Annotated in this window: 13 protein-coding genes; 12 read left to right on the top strand and 1 reads right to left on the bottom strand. The window is 56.5% G+C overall.

Annotated features, from left to right (window positions below; translation table 11 throughout):
* Positions 1 to 86: 86 nt before the first annotated feature.
* Entirely contained in the window at positions 87 to 1,115 is a 1,029-nt protein-coding gene (locus tag Pla52nx_RS27805) for a hypothetical protein (RefSeq protein WP_146522219.1), read from the top strand.
* 127 nt (positions 1,116 to 1,242) lie between these two features.
* On the opposite strand, the gene Pla52nx_RS27800 is transcribed toward Pla52nx_RS27805, so the two are convergent.
* Complete coding sequence (locus Pla52nx_RS27800; protein WP_146522218.1) at positions 1,243 to 2,616, bottom strand: hypothetical protein; 1,374 nt, start codon at positions 2,614 to 2,616, stop codon at positions 1,243 to 1,245.
* Between the two features lie 138 nt (positions 2,617 to 2,754).
* Here Pla52nx_RS27800 and Pla52nx_RS27795 point away from each other — a divergent pair, with 138 nt between their 5' ends.
* The 11 genes from Pla52nx_RS27795 (at position 2,755) to Pla52nx_RS27745 (ending at position 20,849) form a co-directional block, all read left to right on the top strand.
* Positions 2,755 to 3,714, top strand: coding sequence for a bile acid:sodium symporter family protein (locus Pla52nx_RS27795; protein WP_146522217.1), 960 nt, complete (start codon positions 2,755 to 2,757; stop codon positions 3,712 to 3,714).
* Positions 3,715 to 4,161: 447 nt separating this feature from the next.
* Entirely contained in the window at positions 4,162 to 4,749 is a 588-nt protein-coding gene (locus Pla52nx_RS27790) for an HAD-IA family hydrolase (protein ID WP_146522263.1), read from the top strand.
* A 511-nt stretch (positions 4,750 to 5,260) separates the two neighbouring features.
* A complete protein-coding gene (locus tag Pla52nx_RS27785; RefSeq protein ID WP_146522216.1) occupies positions 5,261 to 6,790 on the top strand; it encodes a sulfatase family protein in 1,530 nt (509 codons plus the stop codon).
* A gap of 82 nt (positions 6,791 to 6,872) precedes the next feature.
* On the top strand, positions 6,873 to 11,465 hold the full coding sequence (locus Pla52nx_RS27780) for a bifunctional serine/threonine-protein kinase/formylglycine-generating enzyme family protein (protein WP_146522215.1): 4,593 nt from the start codon (positions 6,873 to 6,875) through the stop codon (positions 11,463 to 11,465).
* Positions 11,466 to 11,468: 3 nt separating this feature from the next.
* Positions 11,469 to 11,783, top strand: a complete 315-nt coding sequence (locus tag Pla52nx_RS27775) for a hypothetical protein (protein ID WP_146522214.1) — start codon at positions 11,469 to 11,471, stop codon at positions 11,781 to 11,783.
* A gap of 629 nt (positions 11,784 to 12,412) precedes the next feature.
* Positions 12,413 to 12,649, top strand: coding sequence for a 50S ribosomal protein L31 (rpmE, locus tag Pla52nx_RS27770; protein ID WP_146522213.1), 237 nt, complete (start codon positions 12,413 to 12,415; stop codon positions 12,647 to 12,649).
* Between the two features lie 106 nt (positions 12,650 to 12,755).
* Positions 12,756 to 13,838 carry a peptide chain release factor 1 gene (prfA, locus tag Pla52nx_RS27765; RefSeq protein ID WP_146522212.1) on the top strand — a complete coding sequence of 361 codons (1,083 nt, stop codon included), beginning with the start codon at positions 12,756 to 12,758 and terminating at the stop codon, positions 13,836 to 13,838.
* Between the two features lie 75 nt (positions 13,839 to 13,913).
* Positions 13,914 to 14,801, top strand: coding sequence for a peptide chain release factor N(5)-glutamine methyltransferase (gene prmC / locus Pla52nx_RS27760; RefSeq protein WP_146522211.1), 888 nt, complete (start codon positions 13,914 to 13,916; stop codon positions 14,799 to 14,801).
* A 218-nt stretch (positions 14,802 to 15,019) separates the two neighbouring features.
* Positions 15,020 to 16,573: a circularly permuted type 2 ATP-grasp protein gene (locus Pla52nx_RS27755; RefSeq protein ID WP_146522210.1), complete on the top strand. Its 1,554-nt coding sequence runs from the start codon at positions 15,020 to 15,022 to the stop codon at positions 16,571 to 16,573.
* Positions 16,574 to 16,578: 5 nt separating this feature from the next.
* Positions 16,579 to 17,529 carry an alpha-E domain-containing protein gene (locus tag Pla52nx_RS27750; protein WP_146522209.1) on the top strand — a complete coding sequence of 317 codons (951 nt, stop codon included), beginning with the start codon at positions 16,579 to 16,581 and terminating at the stop codon, positions 17,527 to 17,529.
* Positions 17,526 to 20,849 (top strand): DUF2126 domain-containing protein, encoded by a 3,324-nt coding sequence (locus Pla52nx_RS27745; RefSeq protein WP_146522208.1) that lies wholly within the window; start codon positions 17,526 to 17,528, stop codon positions 20,847 to 20,849. The genes Pla52nx_RS27750 and Pla52nx_RS27745 overlap by 4 nt, the downstream gene beginning before the upstream one ends.
* Positions 20,850 to 21,340: the final 491 nt, after the last annotated feature.

Here is a 21,340-nt window from a genome sequence, read left to right as displayed (position 1 = left end):
GCTGTTCGGATACTGTACCTGTTTAGCAGTCGCTGGCACGTTAACGAGTTTTATTTTTGTATTCAATCTAAGCGTGGAGCGAGCGCATGCGATTTTTCTGCTCACTGGCGTTCTTGTTGTCGATTTCATGGTCTGGTGAAGGCACCGCTCAGGAAAAGGAGTCCGCCCATGATATCGTTTACCAAGGACTTGCAGATATGACGGTTGCCAGAGATGAGGTATTGAAGCGGTACGCGCTGATGGTCCAAGGCGAGTCACAGGTGTTCTACAGTGACAAGGTAAAAGGGCGGCCTCCTGTTAGAATATTTAGGATCTACCGATTGAAAGCAAGGTCGTCTGCAAAGGATCTTGAGTATTCGGCACACGGTCGCGTAATTGGCATTGGAGAATCTAATCAACCGTTTGAATTTCAGACTTGGACCGAACTATTCACGTGCGGTGGGAAAACTGAGGGTCGAAATGGCGCTGCATCAGCTCGCGGATATATGATGAAAGAGAAGGATATTTCTACGCGAGAATTCGTGAAGAAAAACGCATTGAGCGCTGTCAATTTTGATGCATTCGATGATTTAGTGCTTCACCCAATGTTTCTTCAGAATCCAATGGAGCAATTCGGTTGGATTGAACAGGTGTTCTTGCGTGAAGGTGAGCTGATCGAGGCGCAGCGAGTTGTTCAGGGGGAAATTCATTCCAAATGGCGATCGAAGCATCATACGCTCGACTTTGAGATCGAAATGTGGCAATCGAAGGCGTGCGATTACATGCCTGTTCGATTGACGTATAAGAGCAAGATTCCAAACATGCCAAACTTGTTTGGTAATACTGAAATCTCTTGGAAAAAGAATGATTCGGGCAAGTTATTGCCACATGTGTTAAAGGCAGCGTCGGGAAGTCCGTTTGATTTGACTCAAGAGCAACATCATTGGGTATTCAATTGGCGTGTTGGAAAACAGGTTCCCAACGAATTCTTTGATTGCGAATCTAAGGACTTTCGCTTGCAGTTTACTCCGCTCTTTGAGTTTTACTTCGACACATACGCGAAGCCTGGCGGCCGTTTAACTGGATCTCAATGGAAGACGCCTCAAGAAATTTTGTCCGACAGCGATCCCAAATAGTAGTCAGTGAGCGATTGCGGTGATCGTGACCGTCACGGTAGAGCAAAAGGAAAAGTTTGTTTACGCCTGCGAATCAGCCAGCACGCAGTGCAGGACATAGTCAACTCCAAAGTTTAAACAACCTCATCTAACGCTGCTTGATCACGTCTTCTTTTTGCGTGGCGATCGAAGGGATCAGTCGTCCCGAAGGCGGGGCGTTCGGGTCGAGTGTTTCCATCCCGATCGGTCTTGGCGGTGTCATCAGGATTTCGGACCAGAAGGGTGAGTAGTGTCGGTCGGCGCCCAGGGTCGCCATCAACTGATGCGGTTTGATCGCGCCGCCCGAGCTGAACACCACCGGTTGTCCGTCTTCGGCTCTCAGCAATGCGACGCCGGGTGGCCCGCCGCGAAACTCCAACTGGGTGTCGCACATGCCTTGCAGTGAAATCTGTGAATCGCCCAACATCGAAAACTTCAACGCCGCCAATCGATAGGGCAAGCCCCGACCGTCTGGAGGCAGGGCGTTCATGTCGATCTCGAAACCCAAGTCGCGTTGCAGTGAACCGAGCATCCCGATGCCCACCAGTCCGTCACGAGCGATCAGCGTTCCGGCGACGTTGATCGGTTCGCCGGGCCGCATGGTGCAGCGAGCCAGTTGCAGATCGGCGGTACCGACAACCGGGTAAGGCAAGTGTTTGCTCCAATAGCTCAAGTCGATCTGATTGAACTGGGAACCATCGAGTACGATCGATGTGCCGGTGTCCGTCATGCGGCACTCCAGGGCTCCACGAAAGGTCGCGTTGGGGCCGAGTCCTTGTAGGGTCGGCAGGTAGCCGGCAATGGCCGAGCAAGGCAGGTCGTTGTCGCCGCTTTCTAAAATCAGTGTGCTCTCTGGTCGCTCGCCGCTGCGGTCGCGCACCAGCGTGACACGGGTCAACGAAGTGTTTGTGGAGGTTGAAGTCGACTTCACCATCCGAGGACTTTGGTCCGCCAATCGGCATTCCAGATTCATACGCAATCCCGTCGCGTTGGGTTGCACCCACGCTTGCACGTCTCGCAGCGGCATGTCACCGGTGCGACTGACGATCGTGACATCGTTGGCGGCGATCTCGATCGGGATCGTGGTGTGCTCCGGACGACTGATCAGCCGATCGTGAATCATCGACCACGCGTGTCCGAGTTGTTCGGACTGAAGCTCCGGTTGGTGAATCATGACACGCACGGAATCGGCGTCTTGCGTCCAATCGATTTGGCGAATCATCGCGACTTGGTATAGCGTTTCCGGTTCGATCAATTCGACACGGTGCAGCGTCCAACGGTTGGGCGAAACACGACGAAAATCTTCGATCTGGACGACCAGTCCTGTTTCGCGAGAGAGATGCTCGGCGATCGCGGCGAGGCGACTGGCGTGGTACCAAGGCGTCCAGGTGATCAGAATTGCCAGTAGCGTCAGTGACGTGGGGACCGCGCAGCAGAAAACGAACAGCAACCGAGCTATCGCTCGTTCAGTTCGCTCATGCATCCGTGCGTTACTCTCTGGGTTCGGCTACGATCTGGGCTGATCCATCCGGGGTGCCAATCGGGACTGGCTGTTTGGGCTGGCCTGATTCGCGACCCTGATACTAGATTCTCTCGCCCGTGCGTCGGTAGACCGTTTCCCATGGCATTCCCCTCTCGATGGCTCGCGAAATATTGGTTTTTGCTAGCACTGGTGGTGTGTTTTGCCGTCGGTCATGGTTTCTCGCAGAGCTTGGAGCCGGTGGCGAAGTGGCCTCCGTTGCGAAACGGGCTTGTTTTTGCGGTGATGTGGGCGATGGGCGTGACGCTCAAGCCGGACGCGGTGCGTCGCAGCGTGACACGTCCGCTGCCGTGTTTGCTGGCAATAGGTACCAATGTTTTTTTGGTTCCTTTGTTGTGTCTGCCCTTTTGGTGGCTGCTCAGCCCGGTGGAGTTTGGCGGGCTGTTCGTCGCCGCGTTGGTCCCGTGCACATTGGCGTCGGCGTCGGTTTGGACTCGCAAAGCCGGCGGTGACGACTCCATTGCCATCATGACAACGCTGGTGACGAACGTGGCTTGCGTGCTGGTGGTGCCGCTGGGAGTTGCCCTGGTGTTGGCCAAGCAGGTGACGATTTCACCGCTGGATCAAATGATCAAACTGGCGTTGTTGGTCGTCTTGCCCTTGATCGTCGCACAAATGATGAGGCGATGGGTGGGCAGATGGGCGGACCGCAATAAGTTGGCAATCTCATCGGCGGCTCAACTGGGCATCTTGATGATGGTGATGATCGGTGCGGTTTCCAGCGCGGAGTACTTGGGGCATACCACTGGCGTCAGTTGGTGGTCGCAGTTGCCCATGTTGTTGGTCGCGTCGGGCGTCCATTTGGCGGCATTGGCAAGCGGCGTTTTTGTATCGCGTCGTTTGGGTTTGCCGGCCGAGCAGCAGATCGCGGTGGGCATCTCGGGCAGTCAGAAAACGTTGATGGTCGGTCTGCAGGTCGCGATCGATTGTGGCGTGAGCGTCTTGCCGATGTTGATCTTTCATTTGGCCCAGTTGGTGCTGGACACGATCATCGCGTCGCGCTGGTCGGCCAAGCACGGAGTTGGTGTGAGCACGGATTGATCATCAGCGGCTGGCGCTCAATGAGTCTAAACGTACGACGCTACCTAACGCCGTGAGCCGTGACGCGTGAGCGGCCGGGTCTTGCACGCATCGTGCATCCATTTCAGTGCGTAAAGCCAGTGGCCTGACGGCCAGCGGCTCAGGGCGTATGATACCACCTAGCCCGGATTATTGACGCTGGCTCACTGCAGTCTTCGCAATTCGTTTGCACGAAACGGTTTACGCGGATTGGCACGAAAGCAGGCTGCGCATATCAGCCGCCACGCGATAGCGTCCGGTTCTCACGCCTGTAATCGGGAACCGTACGGTATCGCGTACCGGCTAATGAATAATCCGCGCCTAGCGCTTGGTAGCACGACCATGCTCAGCTGGACGTTCTCTATCGCGATGCGGTTGATACGCGCATACTCTCTTGACACAGTTCCTGCCAGCTCTTCGGTATTGATGATGGATTACACCAACGAATTTGACGCATTGATCTTTGACTGTGATGGGACATTGAGCGATTCGATGCCGCTGCATTTTGTCGCTTGGCGAGAAACCTTGGCCAAGCATGGGATCACGTTCACCGAGGAGCGTTTCTATCAGATGGGCGGGATGCCCAGCGGAATGATCGTCGAAACCTTGGGGCGGGAGCAATCCGTTCGTGTCGACGCGGTGTCAGTTGCGTTGGAAAAGGAGGCGGCGTTTGTCGGGATGATCGACCGAGTTCAGCCCTGTGAGCACATATGCGAAATCGCGAGATTCCACCATGGTCGTTTGCCGATGGCGGTGGCCAGCGGCAGTGGTCGCGAGGTGGTGGTCAAGCAGTTGAATGTCTTGGGCTTGGATGCTTTGTTTCAAACGATTGTCGCGGCGGAGGACACTCAGCGGCACAAGCCGGAGCCGGATGTGTTTTTGGAAGCCGCCCGTCGATTGGGCGTGGCGGCACAGCGGTGTCTTGTGTTCGAGGACTCGCCGCTGGGATTTCAAGCGGCAGAGGCGGCGGGGATGAAGTGGCTCGACGTCCGACCGGCGGCTTGGGCGGCGCGGTAGCCCGGATTATTCACGCTGGCTCACTGGACTGCTCAAAGTTTAGGGTTGACATTGTTTTTTTCAGTCCATGTTTTTGTTCCATGCATCGCAATCAAAGTGAGCCTCAGACGCTAGCCGTGGGCCAGCACCACAATCCGCCTCAGGCCCACGGCTAGCGCCTGAGGCTCACTGGGGGCCACCAGCTGCGCCGGCAGTAGGGACATAAACTTGCGCAAGCCCAAAAAGACACAACACCAAACTTTGAGCAGTCCAATATTAGCCGCCACGCGATAGCGTCCCGTTCTCACGCCTGTAATCGGGAACCGGACGCTATCGCGTGCCGGCTGATGAATAATCCGGGCTAGGGAATCGCGTTACCGGTGGGGCGTGTCATGCATTAAACTGTGGAGCAGTTGCAGGTTGCAGCGGTTGATTTGGGAGGATTCAGAACCGATCCCAGATTCGATCGCGTACGTCCTGTCGCCCCCTACCCCGCTCTGCCCCGCCCACGCTTGCCCCAAACTTGCTCATCATGACTCAGTTCTTTGATTGGTCCTGCGCCAAAGCCTTCGTCGGATTTCTACTGCTGGTTTTCTCGTTGACGGTCCCGACGGTTCGTGCGGTGGCTCAAGCGGCGGATCAGCCCAACGTGGTTTTGGTCCTTTGTGACGACATTCGTTGGAACGCCCTTTCCTGTGCCGGGCATCCGCACCTCAAGACGCCGCATATCGATCAATTGGCTGCCGAGGGCATGTACTTTGAGAACATGTTCTGCACCACCAGTTTGTGTTCACCCTCTCGCGCCAGCATCTTGAGTGGACTGTACGCCCATGCGCACGGGGTCACGAACAACTTCACCGACTACCCCGCCGATTTGGATAGCTTTCCATTGCGTCTGCAGGCCGCCGGATACAAGACGGCGTACATCGGCAAGTGGCATATGGGCGAGCAAAACGACGAGCCCCGTCCTGGTTTTGATTACTTCGTCACCCACAAAGGTCAGGGAAAGTATTTTGACACGGAGTTCAATTTCAACGGTCAGGGTCGTCGCGTCGTGGAGGGTTACTACACCACGGTGGTGACCGACATGGCGATCGATTGGATGAAGGAGCATCGAGCTGCGTCATCGGGAAAACCGTTCATGATGATGATCGGACAAAAGGCTCCGCACAGTTTTTACTTTCCCGAAAAGAAGTACGAGCATGTTTTTGACGACGTGGAGATCAACTATCCGCATTCGGCGTTTCATTTGGAGGGCAAGCCGAAGTGGATCACGCAGCGTTTGAATACTTGGCATGGCATTTACGGGCCGTTGTTCGATTGGCGCAAGGAGTTTCCCAACGACAAGGCCGATGCGGTGCTCGACTTTGAGCGTATGGTGCGCGCCTACTGGGGAACCATCCTGTCCGTCGATGACAGCGTCGGTCGCTTGGTTGCTGATCTGAAAGCAGCCGGCGAGTTGGACAACACGATGTTCATCTTTTTGGGTGACAACGGATTGCTGGAGGGCGAGCATGGAATGGTCGACAAACGCACTGCGCACGAAGCCAGCATTCGCGTGCCGATGATCATTCGCTATCCCGCGTGGACGGCACAGACGGGACCGTCCAAGATCGCCAGCCAAGTGCTGACGACGGACGTCGCACCGACCATCTTGGATGCCGCCGGTGCCGCGCCGATGAAAGGCATCCACGGTCAATCGATTCGGCCGCTGGCGGTCGGTCAGACCAGCGGTTGGCGTACCGAGTGGCTGTATCACTACAACTATGAAAAACAGTTTCCCTACACACCTAACGTTCGTGCGGTCAGAGGTGATCGTTGGAAATACATTCGCTATCCACACGGGGACGGGACCGCGGATCGTCACCTGTCCGAGTTGTACGATCTGCAGAACGACCCCGGCGAGCGCACCAATTTGATCAACGATCCGAATCACGCCAGCGTGGTGCAAGAGATGCAGGGACGCTTGGTCAAGGCGATGAGGAGCGTCGGCATTGAGAAAGACGAAATGCCGATGGACGAGGGCATCGGAACCGAGTTGCCCGACAAGGCGATTCGATAATCGATTGTGTCAAACAGAGCGGGGCAAACAGAGCGGAACGCTCGCAGAGTTTTCTTTGTTGTGGTAATACCGAAAGAGCAAGATGTCCCTTTCTGATGAGCAGCCGATCGGCGACGATGAGCCCAGAGCAGATCACGACGCAGATCACGACAAGAAGCCGCTGGACGAGGATGGCTTGGATTCTCAGAGTGAGTCTCTTTTGCCCGAAGACTTGCCGGTGGTTTCGTCTGGGCGTGGTGTCCCGCTGGCAGACCGACCGACAGAAACTTCGCCTTCGGAGATTGGGCAAACCGCAGTTTATGAGACAGATGATCCGTCATTCGCTGTGACCGGTGATTTTTCCCTTAGCGAAAGTGCGGACGACAAGAAAAGTAGCAGTGTGTTTGACAGTGTTTCAGACAAACCGGTTTCGCTGGGACGCTACACCATTGAGCGTGAATTGGGTGCTGGTGGGTTTGGGCGTGTTTTTCTGGCGGTAGATACGCAATTGCATCGGCGAGTTGCGATCAAGGTGCCGCACAAGAATCGTGTGGCCCGTCCGGTCGACATCGAGCGATTCTTGGATGAAGCGAGGACGCTGGCGAGTTTGGACCATCCGGGAGTCGTACCGATCTATGACTTCGATCGTATCGAAGATCGTTGCTATGTGGTTTCCAAGTTCATCGATGGGGAAACGCTTGCCGATCGTATCAAACGTTCGCCGTTGTCGGTCGATGACACCGTGAGGATGTTGTTGACGATCGCAGAGATTCTGCAATTCATCCATTTGGCGGGCGTGGTTCACCGCGACGTCAAACCCGCCAACTTGCTGTTGGATCAGGCCGGCAACTGCTTCATCACCGATTTCGGTTTGGCGCTGCGGGACAACAGCTACGGCAAGGATCGCGGTCGGATCGGCACGGTCATCTACATGAGTCCAGAGCAAGCACGGGGCGAAGGTCACTTGGTCGACGGGCGGTCGGACCTGTTTTCTGTCGGCGTCATGATGTACGAGATGTTGACGGGGCAGTTGCCGTTTATGGCTGATAGTTGGCAAGAGGTCGTGTTGTTGATTTGCAATCAAGAGCCGCGGCCATTGCGTGGGCACAATCCAAAGATACCCAAGGAATTGGAACGGATCTGTCTGAGGCTGCTTTCCAAACGCGCCGCGGATCGATATTTGATCGCTGATGACTTGGTCGAAGACCTGGAGCATTTCATCAGGCAGGGCGACGAAGATGCAATCAGCGTCACTTCGGTGCCGACCGGAACGCGACCGCAAATCGAGTCGCATGATCAGTTGGTCGGGATCGTCCCTCGTGGGTTGCGGTCGTTTGACCACGAGGATGCCACCTACTTTCGCGAGTTGTTGCCTGGGACCCGCGATCGCGATGGTTTGCCGGATAGTTTGCGATTTTGGCGTCGACGGATCGAGTCCGACGACCCTTTGACCGCTTTTCGTGTCGGAGTGATCTACGGTTCCTCCGGTTCGGGGAAGTCGTCGTTCGTCAACGCGGGCCTGTTGCCGACACTGGATCCCAATGTCACCGTCATCTCGCTGGAGGCGACCGGCAATCGCACCGAGTTGCAATTGCTCAGCGGGCTGCGCAAGCGTGTGTTTGGGATGCCGAAAGATTTGGATTTGGTCGAGAGTCTCGCGTGGGTTCGTCGCAGCTTGGATGGTCAAGTCGGCCGCAAAGTGCTGATCGTCATTGATCAATTCGAGCAATGGCTGCACGCTCACGGCAACGACCTACGCTCTGACCTGATTCTTGCATTGCGTCAATGCGACGGTCAGCATTTGCAGTGTCTGTTGTTGGTGCGTGATGACTTTTGGATCGGCGTCAGTCGCTTTGTCGATCAACTGGAAGTCGATTTGGTTCGCAGCCACAACTTGGCCATGGTCGATTTGTTCGACAAACGGCACGCGCGAAAGGTACTGGCCGAATACGGTCGTGGGTATTCCCGATTGCCTGACAACCTGTCCGATTTGAGTCTTTCTCAAAACCAGTTCCTGGATCAAGCGATCGAGGGGTTGGCCGACGAGGGCAAAATCATTCCGGTGCAGTTGGTGACGTTTGCGGAAATCATGAAAAGCCGCGAGTGGACCGTGCGGTCGTTGCAAGAACTCGGTGGTATCGAAGGCGTTGGGATTCGTTTCTTGGAAGAATCGCTCGGTGCCAGCGCCCCAGCCGAGAATCGTTCTCACGAGTTGGCCGCGCAAGCGATCTTGAAGTCCCTGTTGCCCGAGGCGGGAACGGACATCAAGGGTGCGATGCGTTCAGAGTCCGAATTGCGAGAGATATCGGGCTATCAATCGGAGCCAAAGCGGTTGGCCAAGTTGCTGACGATTTTGGATACCGATCTGAGGTTGATCACACCCACGGATCCCGATTCGGATGCTCCCTTGGACAAGGCGTCCGGGCAACGGTACTACCAATTGACGCATGACTATCTGGTGCCCGCGGTTCGCCAATGGTTGCAATATCGTCAGCAGCTCACATTCAGCGGACGAGCAGCGATGCGGTTGGCCGATCGTGCGGATGTCTGGAAATCGAGGCCGGACAAAAAGCATTTGCCGTCCTGGGGCGAATGGGCGATGTTCCAAACGCTGACTCAATCGTCACGTTGGAGCGATCCAGAACGCCGGATGATGTTTGCGGCTACGAAACAGCATTCGCGTCGGATGGTCGTCGCGTTGTTCGCCATCGTCGCCGTGGGTTGGGGCGGCTACGAGCTTTGGGGGCGAAGCCGTGCGCAATTGATCACCGAACAGCTCAGCGTTGCGGAGGCCAGTCAAGTCTCCGGTGTGATCGACAAACTCCAGTCCTTGCGGGGCTGGAGCAAAACGCCGCTGACTCAATTGCGAGACCGTTTGCCGATCGATGAAGCCGGCGGGTTGCACGGACGTTTGGGACTACTGAGGGTCAATCCGAGCGACAACGGTTTGTTCAAGGAAGTGGCCACACAGTCGCTGAAAGCCGAGTTGAAAGAGTTGCCCCTGATCCGCGACGAACTTTCCGGGCATCGTGGACTGCCCAATGTCGTCCAGCAGTACTGGTCCGTCTTGAACGACACGTCACGAGCGTCGGAGGAGCGTTTTCGATCCGCCTTGATGCTCATGTCGTTCGACCCGCCCCAGGTCGGGACAGCGAGCGTTGGTTCAGACACAGATTCGAAAACTGATTCAAGCGATGCCGATGGGCCACCCCAGCGTTGGATAGAGCATCGTGAGTTTGTGACCGAAGAGGTGATACGGCAAACGATCCGCAATCCCAAGGACTACTTGATCATCGTTGAGTCCATTTCCAAGGTTGCTCCCTATATCACGCCTGAGTTGAGGCGGGTGTTCATGCAGCCGGGTGATTCGACTCAGCGTCAAAAGGTCGCTAGCCTGTTGGTTGATCTGTGGTCGGAGGAACCCGCTCAATTAGCCGACATTTTCTTGGATTCTGATGTGGAGCAAGTCGACGCGTTTGTCGAAGTGCTCGATACCAGCGATTTGAGTCAAATGCGTTCCGTTTTGGATTCCGCATTGCGAAACAGCCCGACGGCGCAGGTGGGCGAGCAGGAACAGCAGCATGTCTCCAATCGACAGGTCAATGCGGCCGCGTACTTGTTGCGACGTGGCGTGACCGACAGTGTGTGGCCGTTGCTGCGTCACGATCCGATCCCCAATACACGTAGCGGTTTGATCCATCGCATCAAAGTCATGGAGGTGGATCCTCGATTGCTCATCGAGCGTCTCTCCTCCACGCAGTTGAGCAGCGATCCGCGAGGCGTCGAGAGCGGATTGATGTTGGCGTTGGGCAGTCTTGGGCGGGAGCGAGTGAAGGATCAGCAGGTGAGCCAGGGTCGTTTGATTGCTCGCCAGGTGTTTTCAGATTCCGCCGATCCTGACGTCCATTCCGCCGCCGAGTGGCTCTTGCAGCAATTCGACGACCGTGACTGGGTGGACACCGCGATCAACAAGCTGCGGGAAAAGGATGTAGCCGATTTGGAAGCAGGCCGCGCTCGGGCGTGGTCGATCAATTCGCGAGGTCAAACGATGGTTCGATTCGAGTCACGATCCTCTGCGTTTCAGTTATCCTCGACGGAAGTCACGGTGGAACAGTTCTTGGATTTTCGCTCCGGACATTCCTACAAGGAGTCTCAGGCGCCGGACCTCCGCTGTCCCATGATCCAGGTCACTTGGTCTGATGCCGTGGAGTATTGTCAGTGGTTGACGTTGGAAGAAGGCTTGGGAGACGAAGAGCAATGTTACGTTGCTGTCGACGGTGACGAGCACGGCTGGAGCTTGAAGCCCGATTACGTAGAGAAGTTGGGATATCGTCTGCCACTGTCCACTGAATGGGAAGCCGCGTGTCGTGGCGATGCGGTCACGAGATTGCCGTTCGGGTACGACGCATCAATCGTGCAGGAGTACGGATGGACACTGTTTCAGTCTGCGCCGTCGGTGATGCCGGTCAAAGTAAAGAAGCCGCTGCCCACAGGGATGCACGGCATGCTCGGCAATGTCACCGAGTGGTGTACTGATTTGCAAGGCAGCGGCCAGAAGCTGCGGGCCGTGCGTGGACCTCGATGCAATGCCTATCTGCAAGACGTGCTGGATTCCATCTCGACGGGTGGATTCAATCCAGAAACTCGGTTTTTTTCTCTGGGTTTTCGCGTGGCGCGATCGGCAGCAAAACAATAGCGAATGATTTTCTTGACCACCGTCGGGTGGGGCGTTACGCTGGCAAACGAGCGGGGCGTCCGCTCAATGGAATTCCGTATTTCGCAAGCAGCGAGAAAAGTTATGTGGGACGTTCAGCAGAGTGTGTTCTTGGGGGGCAGCAGCGGCAGTCGTTCGGTTCCTGAGGGAGTCGCGACGTGGCGATATGATGGAGAGAAGTGGGATCTCCAAAGTGTGCAATCCGAGTCCGGCGGTGTCGCCGGCGATCCGCCGTCGGTTCCCGGCCAGTTCAAGGGTCAATTGCGGCTCACTCCCTGTGTGCAGCCTGCCTGTGCCTGATCTGAGCGTCTCGCTCAACTGTCAACTCGAAGCCGGCTTTCCCAAGCCGGCTTTTTTTCGGTCCCGATGGATTCCGGGCACCCATTCGACGGCATTTGACGGCCGCAAACGCTGACGCCTGCCGCTGGCGGGGTGCTTGCCCGGATATTCATCAGCCGGCGCGCGATAGCGTCCGGTTCCCGATGACAGGCGTGAGAACCGGACTGCTCAAAGATTAGTGTTGACACTGCTATTTTTGTCAATGTTTTTGTTCCACCTGTCGCAATCAAAGTGAGCCTCGGGCGCTAGCCGTGGGCCGGCACCACAATCCGCCTCAGGCCCACGGCTAGCGCCTGAGGCTCACTGGAGTCCACCAGCTTCGCCGGCAGTAGGGACATAAACTTCCTCAGACCCACAGTGCCACAACCCCAAATTTTGAAACGTCCAGGCTAGGCCCCGGGTCGCTGTTTTCGTCCTCAGCCGGCAGGCTCCGACGCAGATTCCTTCAACGGATCGCTAGCGAAACCCGATAGAAACCCGAATCCGGCACGTTAGCACTTGTCCAGTCAGCCTCCGGTCGAATACACTTCGAAGCTTCGCGGCGCTGTACCAAGCCAGTTCCACCCCCCCGAACCAATGAGAAAGACGCCATGAAAGAAGGCATCCACCCCAATTATCAGGAAACAACCGTCAGTTGCGGTTGCGGCAATACGTTTCAGACACGCAGCGTTCGGCCCGAGTTGAAGGTCGACATTTGCAACGCTTGTCATCCTTTTTACACCGGCAAATTGAAGTTTGTTGACACGGCCGGTCGGATCGACAAGTTCCAAAAGAAGTTTGCCGCTGGTACCTACGGCAGCCTGCAAAAGAAGGGCAAGAAAAAGTAGCTCGCTCAGCGTTGCTCCCTCGCGATACAGCCGCGTCGTCCGCATTTCAATGGAACGATGCGGCTTTTTTCGTACACCCTCCTCCCCTTTGCCTAACGCGTGAGCCATGAGCATCGTCCGCGATTTGCTGGAAGAAAAACTTGCCCGATTCCAAGAGTTGGAACGCCAAATGTCCGACCCCGAGGTGTTGGCCGATGGCGCGAAGATGGGTGCTGCTGCGCGCGAGCACGGCGGGCTCGCCAAGGTGGCGAGCAAGTACCGTGAGTTCAAGCGGTTGAGCAAGGAGATTCGCGGTTGCCAGGAAATGGCCGAGGCAGCGGAGGATTATGATGAACGCGAAATGGCCGAAACCGAAATGGCCGAGCTGCGTTCCAAACGCGAAGTGTTGTGGGACGATTTGCTGTCGATGACCGTGGGTGGCGAAGACAGTCATCGCACCCGCTGTGTGATGGAGATCCGCGCGGGGACCGGAGGCGAGGAAGCCGCTTTGTTTGCCCGTGACCTGTTCGAGATGTACCGTCGGTACGCTGAGATCAAGGGCTGGAAGGTGGAGGTCATGGACAGCAGCGTGTCCGACATGGGCGGATTCAAGGAAATCACGTTGACGCTCGAGGGCGAGAGTGTCTACCGCGATCTGGCGTATGAGTCCGGCGGGCATCGAGTTCAACGCGTTCCCGAAACGGAGACACAAGGACGTGTGCACACCTCGGCGGCAACCGTTGCCGTGATGCCTGAGCCTGAGGACGTGGAGGTCGATGTGAAAGCAGATGACTACCGTGTCGACAAGTTCTGCGCTTCGGGACCTGGCGGCCAGCACGTCAACAAAACCGAGTCGGCGATTCGCTTGACGCACCATGAGACCGGCATCGTGGTGCAGTGTCAGGATGAAAAAAGTCAGCACAAGAACTTGGCAAAAGCTCTGCGGGTGCTCAAGGCGCGGGTCTATGAAAAGAAACGCGAAGAGGAGCAAGCCAAGCAGGCCGAGCAACGCAAAGGTTTGATCGGTTCAGGTGACCGAAGCCAACGGATCCGCACCTACAACTTTCCTCAGAATCGACTGACCGATCACCGCATCAATTTCACTCTCTACAAGCTCGATCAGGTGATGGCGGGCGCCGTCACGCCGGTCACCGAGGCGTTGATCGAGTACGACCGTGATCAGCTTCGCGGCGACATGGTGGATACCTGATGTCGTTACCGTCATCCCACCGGCTACCTGTTCTTGCTCCGAGCCATTCCACTTCAACCCCGTCAATACAGTTCCATGCCTGAGTCCGCTGAACAACCCTGGACAGTCTTGCGATTGCTGGAATGGACAACGGACTTTTTCAAACGCCGTGGCAGCGAGTCGGCGCGGTTGGATGCCGAGGTATTGTTGGCGCATGCCAGGCAGTGCAGTCGGATCGAGCTGTACACGGCGTTTCAGGAAGAGCCCGATGACGAACAAAAGACCGCTTTTCGCGAATTGGTGCGCCGGCGTGGCGAAGGCACACCGGTGGCTCAGTTGGTCGGTTACAAGGAGTTCTATTCGCTGCGGTTTCGTGTGAACGAGCATGTGCTGATCCCACGCCCCGAGACGGAGCATTTGGTGATCGAGGCTTTGGACTGTGCCAAGGCGATCAAGCCCGGTGATCGGCCACTGCAAATCGCGGACGTGGGCACGGGCAGCGGCGCGATCGCGGTGAGTTTGGCGGTTCATCTGCCTTCCGCCCGCATCACGGCAATCGATTTGAGTCCGGAAGCGTTAGAGGTGGCAAGGTGGAACGCAGACCAACACGGTGTCGCCGAGCGGATCGATTTTGTCGCCGGTGACCTACTCGCCGATGTCACCACTCCGGCCAAGTTTGACTTGATCTGCAGCAATCCGCCTTACGTCAGTGAGAGCGAGTTCGATCAATTGCAGCCGACCGTTCGCGACTTTGAGCCCAAGTTGGCGTTGGTTTCGGGGCCGGACGGGACAGAAACCATCAAGCGCTTGCTGGGCGAGTCCTATGGCCGGCTTCATCAGGGCGGCAGGCTGATCATTGAGCTCAGCCCGATGATCGCCGAGGCTTGTGCGGAGTTGGCGGAGCAAATCTCAGAACTGGGTGACCTGCGGTTCATCAAGGATCTTGCCGGCCATCGTCGCATCCTGTCACTATCGCGTGTCTAGCAGCGTTTTGATGGGGTTCTCCGCCGCAAGTTCGGCGTGAAGGGGGGATTCTGGCACCGCAGTGAATCCGTCAGGGGATTGATCCTACGGTCGCTTGCAAGCCCGGTTACAATGCCGACTCTCTTTCAGGCGGGAGAGAGTTTTCAGTCCATCAGCGGATCGGCTGACGCCGCTTAGCGGTCGTTCATTTGTGCGCAATTGGGAACCCCCGTCTCGTGATGCAGAATCAATCTCAGTCTCAGGCTTCATCGCGTTCGCCCGCCATCTCACGGAGCCCGCGAGAAAAGCTGCCGGCATTGTCTGGGTATCAAACCGATGGATTTTTTGATGAGTTGGTCGATAAGGATTGTGTAGCGCGTCCAGACGCGCAAGCTCTGGTGGATTTGATCATCAGCTTGCCGCCCAAGGAGCTCCTGCGACGACAGGACGCGATCGAACGTGCCCTGTTCAAGATGGGGATCACATTCACGGTCTACAGTGATTCCTCCGGCACCGAAAAGATCATGCCCTTTGACGTGGTCCCACGCATCGTATCGTCCTTGCTGTGGAAGCATATCGATGCCGGACTGAAGCAACGTATTCGGGCGCTGAACCGTTTCTTGTGTGACGTGTACAACGAGCGGGAGATCGTACAGGAAGGGATCGTTCCGGCCGAACTGATCGACTCGTGCCCGGCCTATTTGAAACAGTGCGTGGGGCTCAAGCCCTTCAATGATGTTTGGTGTCACATCACAGGCACGGACTTGGTTCGAGACAACAGTGGTGCCGTCTATGTCTTGGAGGACAACCTGCGATGTCCCTCGGGCGTGTCGTACGTGTTGCAAAATCGGCACGTGATGAAGCGGAACTTTCCGCAAGTGTTTCGGGCGTCACAGATTCGGCCCGTTTCGGATTACACGTCGCGTTTGTACGGGATGTTGCGGGAAGTCGCACCGCCACATGTGGACGATCCGACCGTCGTCGTATTGACGCCGGGGGTCTACAACAGCGCGTACTACGAACATTCGTTTCTCGCCCAGCAGATGGGGGTTCAATTGGTCGAGGGACGTGACTTGATCGTCAAGAACGACCACGTCTACATGCGAACCACGCGAGGGTTGAAGCGAGTGGATGTGATCTATCGCCGAATCGATGACGCATTCTTGGATCCCAAGGTTTTCCGCAGCGACAGTGTGCTGGGCGTTGCCGGTTTGATGAACGTGTACCGTTTGGGCAACATCACCCTGGCCAATGCGCCGGGAACCGGCGTCGCGGACGACAAGGTCATCTACGCGTACGTTCCGGACATGATTCGCTATTACCTCGACGAAGAACCGATCCTGGCGAGCGTCAAGACCTACGTCTGTCACGACGAAGAGGATCGAGAATACGTGCTCAGTCACCTCGACGAGTTGGTGGTCAAAGCCGCCGGCGAATCGGGAGGCTATGGGATCTTGATCGGTCCACACGCGACCGATGAGCAGCGACAGGAATTTGCCAAAGCCATTCGGTCCAATCCACGTAATTACATCGCCCAACCGACGTTGCAACTGTCACGAATGCCTACCGTCGTCGGAGACCATTTGGAGGGGCGCCATGTCGATTTGCGTCCCTACATTTTGTGCAGTCGACCCGATGACGTCTGGGTCTTGCCAGGCGGATTGACGCGGGTCGCGCTCAAGAAAGGTTCGCTGGTCGTCAACTCATCCCAGGGTGGCGGCAGCAAGGATACTTGGGTGATCGCCGAAGCCGGTCAGCCCATCGCCTCGATCGACTCCCCTTCAACCCACTGATTCGTATGTTGTCACGTGTAGCTGAATCAATCTATTGGATGAGCCGCCAAGCAGAGCGGGCCGAGAACCTGGCGCGATTCATCGAAGTCACTTTGTACATGATCCTGGATCAACCAGAGTTCGTCGTTGATCCTTGGGAGCCGCTGGTCAAGGTGACCGGAGACAACGAATGGTTCACCGAGAAATATGGTGTCGCCGACCGCGACAACGTCGTCAAGTTCTTGGCGTTTGACACCGAGTACCACAGTTCGATGCTGACGTGTTTGATCGCAGCCCGAGAAAACGCTCGCGGTGTTCGTGAGACCATTTCAACGGAATCGTTCGAGGAACTCAACGAGTTTTATCATTTCGTCCAAGACAACGCGGAGGCTCAGATCAAAGATCCCACCGCGGAATTTTTTGAACAGGTGAGGCTCCATGCATTGACATGGACAGGAGTGCTGGATAGCACCATGGCGCACGACGCTGCGTGGCACTTCATCAATTTAGGGCGACTGCTGGAACGTGCGGACAAAACGTCTCGGATTTTGGATGTCAAGTATTTCAGCCTCTTGCCCAGCCTGGAGGATGTCGGTACTGCCGTCGACGATTTGCAATGGTCTACGTTGCTGCTGGCAGTCAGTGGATTTGAAGCGTACCGACGCGAGCACCATTTGGCGGACGTGAAAAAGATCGTTGAATTCTTTCTCTTTCATAAGTCCTTTCCGAGGTCGATTCTGTCTTGTATCCGTGGCGCAGACGGGTCGCTGGCTCAGATCGATTCCGATTGTGGTGGTGATCGTACCACCGAAGTTCAAAAGCAAATCCAATCTCTATTGCATCGTTTGTCGAACACCAGTGTCGAAGAAGTGATCGCCGGCGGAATGCACCAGTTCATCGATCGTTTGCAGATTCAACTCAATGAAATCGGCGTATCGCTCGGACAAGATTACTTTCACAGCACGCAGCCCGCATGACCATTCGAGTCGCTCTCCACCATCACACCCACTACCAGTACGACCGCCCGATCGGTCTGGGGCCGCAATTGGTGCGTCTGCGTCCGGCCTATCACGGTCGCACTAAAGTCGTCTCATACGATTTGCAAATTCGTCCCACCGAGCATTTTATCAACTGGCAACAGGATCCGTTCGCCAATCCCGCGGCGCGACTGGTGTTCCCCAAACCGGCGACCGAGTTGTCCATCATGGTGGACTTGGTCGTCGACATGACGGTTTTCAATCCGTTCGATTTCTTCATCGAGGATTACGCAGAGTCATGGCCGTTCCAATATGACCCGGCGCTGAAGGTTCAGTTGGCACCTTATCTGGTGCCGGGCGAGCTGACGCCAAAACTCAGTCAGTGGGTCGATTCCATGCCCAAGGAGCGTGAGCAGGTGATCGATTTCCTGGTCGACGTGAACCGTTCGGCCCAGAAGATGATCAACTACGTCGTGCGGATGGAGCCGGGAGTCCAGACGCCGGAGGAAACACTGACTTTGGGCAGCGGCTCGTGTCGCGATTCGGCTTGGATGTTGGTTCACGGGTTCCGGCACGCGGGATTGGCCGCTCGGTTTGTTTCGGGTTACTTGATTCAACTGGCACCGGACGAGAAACCGATTGAGGGTCCCGAAGGACCGACGGCCGATTTTTGCGACCTGCATGCTTGGACGGAAGTCTATCTGCCAGGGGCCGGTTGGGTCGGGCTGGACCCGACCAGTGGTTTGATGGCGGGCGAAGGACACATTCCATTGTCTTGCACTCCGCACTACACCGGGGCTGCTCCCATCACCGGCGGACACGAACCGTGCGAGGTCGAGTTCAAACACGAGATGTCGGTCAAGCGGATCGAAGAGCAACCTCGCACCAGTCGGCCCTACACGGACCAGCAGTGGAACGAGATCCTCGCGGCAGGAGATCACGTGGATCGACTATTGGTCGACCAAGACGTCCGGCTGACGATGGGCGGCGAACCCACGTTCGTCTCCGTCGACAATCCCGATGATCCCCAATGGAACACGGATGCTGTCGGCGTCGAAAAACGTGTGCTCAGCAATGTGCTGTTGTTGAAACTGCGTGATGAAGTAGCTCCCGGAGCATTGCTGCATTACGGTCAAGGAAAATGGTACCCAGGCGAATCATTGCCCCGTTGGGCGTTGACTTGCCTGTGGCGTCGAGACGGCGAACCGGTCTGGCAAAACCCAAAATACATCGCCGACGAAGGAACCAACTACGGCCACACGCATGACGATGCCCAACGCTTCGTTCGGCATCTGGCGGTCAACCTCGGCGTGTCGGCAAAGACCACCTTTCCCGTCTACGAAGACACCTTTCACTATCTGTGGCGAGAGAACCGGTTGCCGATCGATGTCGATCCGGCCGACCCCAAGCTCGACGATCCCAACGAACGTGCGATGATGATGCGAACGTTCACACAGGGGTTAAGCAATCCGGTGGGATTTGTGATGCCGATCCGTCGTGCCTGGTGGAATGCACACTCGGGTTGGATCAGCGGACGATGGCCGTTGCGGAGTGACAAGCTGTTCTTGTTGCCGGGTGATTCGCCCATCGGTTTGCGATTGCCGCTGGACTCGTTGCCCAAGGGCGGCGCAGGTGCCTCATTGAACGCCGATCTGTTGGCCGCGCCGATTGATCCATTTGCACCTCGCGAAGCGCTACCTGCGGCTTACACGATCAAACAGGATCCCGAGCGGATCAACCGAATCAACGAACAGCAATTGCAGGACGAGCCGACGCCACCGACCGACGATTTGGTTTTGACCGCCCTGTGTGTCGAGTGCCGTTTCGGTCGACTGCACGTGTTCATGCCTCCGACTCAAAGGTTGGAGGATTATTTGGATCTCATCGCGGCGGTCGAGGAGACCTGTGTCGACCTGGACATCCCAGTCATCGTGGAAGGCTATTTGCCGCCGACGGATTACCGCGTCGAGATGTTCAAAGTCACACCGGACCCGGGGGTGATCGAAGTCAACGTGCAGCCGTCGTCTTCCTGGAGGCAGCTGGTCGGCTTGACGGAGACGCTGTATCAAAAGGCACGCGAGAGTCGGTTGGTTGCCGAGAAGTTTGACATCGACGGCAGCCACACCGGCACCGGAGGCGGTTCCCATATCGTGATGGGCGGTTCACGACCTGAGGACAGTCCGTTCCTGCGACGACCGCACTTGCTGGGCAGCATGATTCGGTTTTGGCACAACCACCCTGCCCTTTCGTACCTGTTCAGCGGCAAGTTCATCGGGCCGACCAGTCAAGCGCCGCGGATGGACGAGGCACGACGTGACAGTGTCTACGAAATGGAGATCGCGCTGGAACACTTGGACAACATGTTTGGCGGAAATGATTATCAGCCGCCTTGGATGGTCGATCGCTTGTTCCGTGACTTGATGGTCGACTTGACGGGAAACACTCACCGCGCGGAGATTTGCATCGACAAGATGTTTTCGCCGGACTCCAGCACCGGCCGATTGGGCTTGGTCGAGTTGCGTGGGTTCGAAATGCCACCGAGCGCTCGAGTCAACTTGTCGCAACAACTATTGATTCGCTCGATCGTCGCCGCGTTTTGGCAGCGGCCGTACACGCGAACGCTGACTCGCTGGGGGACATCGCTCTACGATCGATTCTTGTTGCCGCATTTTGTCTGGACGGATTTGTGTGACTTGATCCAGGAGTTGAAGCAGAACGGCGTGCCGATGAAACCGGAATGGTTTGTGCCGCATCACGAGTTTCGCTTTCCGAAAATCGGAGGGATACAGTGCGGCAGCGTGAGTTTGGAAATCCGAACGGCGATCGAACCTTGGTATCTGATGGGCGAAGAACCGGCCGGTGGCGGCACCGCACGATTTGTCGATTCCTCGATGGAACGATTGCAGGTTTGCGTCGATGGCATGGACCCCAAGCGTCACGCCGTGTTGTGCAACGGTCGGCGTGTCCCAATGCACCCGACCGGAGTCGCCGGACGTTTCGTCGCCGGAATCAAGTACAGAGCTTGGCAGCCACCGCGTTGTTTGCACCCGATGATCGGCGTGCATGTGCCGTTGCAGTTCGACTTGGTGGATCGTCGGACGGAGTACTCGATGGGCGGCTGTCGGTATTTCACCGCAGACCCATCAGGGCGAGCGCACGAGATTTTTCCGATCAATGCGAACGAAGCGGAGTCGCGACGGGCGACGCGTTTTCATGCGGGAACGGCTACCGGGGGGCGGCTGGCCGTTCCCGATTTACCGGTTCCCCTTTCCACGCCGGACGAGTATCCAATTACCTTTGACATGAGACGAGGATGGTAGCCCGGAGTTTGCAAAACCAGTAGGCCGAGACAGCGCAACAGTGAGCCGTGGGCCGTAAGGCACCGGGCAGTGCGGTAGGCCCGGCCGCTTACGCGTCGCGGCTCACTCAATCAACAGCCCGCTAGGCGCGGATTATTCACGCGACCGACTACAGTCTTTGCAACAGGTTTGCACAAAACGGCTTTTGCGGGTTGGTACGAAAACAGTCCACGCACATCAGCCGCCACGCGATAGCGTCCGGTTCCTACGCCTGTCCTTGCGAACCGGACGCTATCTCGTTTCGGCTGATGAATAATCCGAGCTAACGCCACTGCGGCTGATGCAATACCCCGGGGCAGTCGCTTCGTCATCCCAGCAGTGGGGCACGGATCGATCGTTTAGACCGAAAATATCGGTAGAAAGGCTCAAGCCTCCATACGTTCACGTGCGATAATTGTGTGTTAAAACAATGCTCAGTCGGCCGCCTCGATGCGGAGCCAAAATGCGAGTTT

Origin of the sequence: Stieleria varia, from assembly GCF_038443385.1 — a bacterium.
Classification (GTDB): Bacteria; Planctomycetota; Planctomycetia; order Pirellulales; family Pirellulaceae; genus Stieleria; species Stieleria varia.
This window is presented reverse-complemented; position numbering and strand designations above follow the sequence as displayed.